Genomic DNA, 2,980 nt, shown 5'->3' with positions numbered 1-2,980 from the left:
GGAACGGCACGCGCTCTTCAGAATGTGTTCCATCAAGGGGCTGGTCAGTTGTAGCACCGCCTCCCCAATTGAGAGTTACCCGAGCGTCTGATAACAGCGCTTGGGCACGACGCAAGAACGATGCGTCCTTGGTTAGGTTGTCAGGGTCATTCCACACCTTGGCTGGTATTGCATCACATCCAGTGGCGATGATGTCAGCCAGAGCCGTTTTCCCGGAGCCCCGGGCACCAATAATGGCAACCAACCCCGGGTTAAGTGGTATTTCTGGTGTGATTATCCAATCTGCATTGGCCACACTGACACTTGAGATTACCTGCGATAGCATTGCTGTCTTGGGAGGGTCTTCGCCAACGTATGCTCGATTTTCTGGATCAATACATGCTTGGCGTAACGCGTCGAAATCCAGCTCGCCTTTGATCCATGAGTACCGCTTAAGGTGTGGTTTGGCGACTGCATCTTGGTCGTGTGCGTCACTCCCATGCAGGCATGGTTTGCATCCACCATATCGTTGTTTCAACTCTTCGGCAGAGACCCCTTTGTATCCCAGCCAGAAGTCACGCTGTGCAGGTGAACTCGAAAAAATGATGTCGGCAAACCTTTCGATCTCGCGCCGGAGGGTGACAGCGGCGTCTTCCTGCAAGCCAGATGAGCCATCTTTGGAGCTGCCTGCTACAGCTACCAATATGTTATCTCTCGCCCAGCCACTATTGCTCAACACGTCACGGAGTTTAGTTAAGTTGACCTTGAACTGCGTTGCACCTTCTCGCAGCGCGGCGTTGTCCTCCTTAATCTCTGGCTTGGCCTTTTTTCCCAACTTAATAAGATCATTCCGGGTACAGTTGAACGTATCCTCATACGCCCGGAATTCGAGACGTCTTAAAAAGCGGTCAAGCTCTTCCAGATGTTTCGGATCCTCGGGGGAAACAAGTAAGTGGATGTTAACGAAGCCACGGTCGGCCCTGACATCTAGGCGCATTTCTACGTTGGGAAAGATTCGCTTAACGTCTGGTAAGCGACCATTTTCCTTGTGTTCCCGGACGGTCTCATACGTATTGGTCAAGTAGTAGTCAGTCACTGCGAGCGCCTCGATCCGCGGGGAGGACTCTTCGATCCTCTTAAGATAATCTTCCCATGCGGTCGGTCCAGAGAACTGGTCATTTAGAACGGTTCCAGGTGCATGAATGTGCGGTTCCCAGCGGCGCCATTTGGATCCACGCGTTATCATCTGTTGCTTCCTTGCTAAATCAAATACTCGCAGTTGCTTCTCGTTTTCCGAGTATCAGGGTATACTCCACTCTTAACAAGAGAAGTTGAATATAGACAGGGCTATTGTGCGGTGATTGCTTTTAGTGGTCTGGATTTATCCAGCTTGGGAGGGCGCCGTAAACGCTGAGGAAATTGTGTATTACAGGGTCGAACACCTCCGCCACAAAATGCTTCAGCATCTTTGCCTCTGGACTTTCGTCACCTAGCCCCTGCTCCGTCAATGCTCGAACGTGGCGCTCCTGCGCTTTCGCTGTGAGTTTGGATCTCTGGTTTGTCGCGATCAGTGCCCGATCAATCAAGTGTGAAAACGGCCAATGCGCTTCATCATTGTAGAACTGGTTCAGCGTCCACGAGAGATTGGCTTGTTTCCCGTAGAAACCACGCGGCTTTCCGGTCGCGTGCGATATGGCACCAAAGACGACAGCGAGAAGCTTCAGTTGGCCGAGAAGGCTGTCACTTCGCATGTGGTGCGGTATCATCCAAGATAGGTGAAACATCTCCTCTTCTAGCAAGCCGGTAACAGGCTGTTCCATCATGCGCTTGAGAATCTGCTTACGGCGCTCCTGACAGACTTGGAGTGTCTGGGGTGTAATCCGGTCTGAATAATATGGCAGACCCTTGCTCGGGAACGTCAGCTCATCGATCGATATCAGCTTGCCAGCTGAAAACCCCTCATTTTCACGCTCGTAACACTTCAGAACCAGCGTTTGTTGCAGGCGAGACGCTTCGCAACTCTCTGCATCGATGACAAAGGCATTTTCTCGGTGCTCGCGGATTACATCAATGAAGCTTTGCGGCATCGAGTTATTCTCAAAATCCACACCATAAAGAACCCAGATCAGAGGGATTTTCTCACTGTCGTAATGGAAGGATCGGTTTACGATTTCCGTTTGAAAGGTCCTAGAAAGTTGTAATTCAAGAACAAATGAAATTTCCCCCCAGTCGACAAACACATCTGGGAAGCGTCCATGATCGGTTGATGTCGGGGGCAGATACTCCTCAATCCGCACATCTCGACATCTCGCATCAAGGCTGGCCAACTCTGAGAGTGTTGCGCAAAGCCTGTCGTGAGTGGGGGATACTTGCCGCCCTTGATATTGCAGCGCGCGCACTTGGTCTGGCGTCAGAGGCTTATCGGAGGACCACGGGCAGGTGTTGTCCATTCCACCAAAGTGGGCATAGCCCGGCAATGTACCGTCGCGGCTTGGATTTGCTCTTATAAAGACTGGCTGGTCACACAACATACACCGCGCCTCATAGCCGTCCGGGTCGTTGTGCTGGCGCTTGGCGGTTATCCTCGCGCGGAGATCTCCCCACACTTCTGGCCGCATTGCCATAAGATCTTCTACAGAGACAGGGCCGACACCTTTGTCGAAGTGGGCGATCTTGATTTGACGCTGTCGCTTTTTAGTAATAGCTCGCTCCTGGCGATCCGCGCCTAGATGAAGTAACGAGTGAAGTTTTCGTGGTGCCTCACTTGGTTCTTCTGTGGGCCGTGTTTCGCTCATTGATGGTCTTCCTGTTCGTCAGGAGATTGGACGGCTCACGTACCTTAAAAAGAGAGCCGAAAACCATTGAATGCCCGTTCTGCGAGAGTATCTGACACCTCAGCTTTTGCGCAATACTTTGATTGCCAGTTTTGAGCGGCCTCTATGATTTCTTCGAGCATAGCCCGCAGGGCATTTTCTCGGATGCTGGGCATCAATGACAATCT

At 51.6% G+C, this 2,980-nt stretch carries 2 protein-coding genes; both read right to left on the bottom strand.

The annotated features are described in order from the left end of the window. Positions 1 to 1,225, bottom strand: a 1,225-nt coding sequence (locus tag WA429_RS20830) for a hypothetical protein (RefSeq protein ID WP_443082692.1), incomplete at its 3' end; no start/stop codon positions are given. Between the two features lie 121 nt (positions 1,226 to 1,346). After that, complete coding sequence (locus tag WA429_RS20825) at positions 1,347 to 2,774, bottom strand: competence protein CoiA family protein (RefSeq protein ID WP_336107850.1); 1,428 nt, start codon at positions 2,772 to 2,774, stop codon at positions 1,347 to 1,349. Between the last annotated feature and the right edge of the window lie 206 nt (positions 2,775 to 2,980).

Origin of the sequence: Thalassospira sp. CH_XMU1420-2 (assembly GCF_037029325.1) — a bacterium.
Taxonomy (GTDB): Bacteria; Pseudomonadota; Alphaproteobacteria; order Rhodospirillales; family Thalassospiraceae; genus Thalassospira; species Thalassospira povalilytica.
This window is presented reverse-complemented; position numbering and strand designations above follow the sequence as displayed.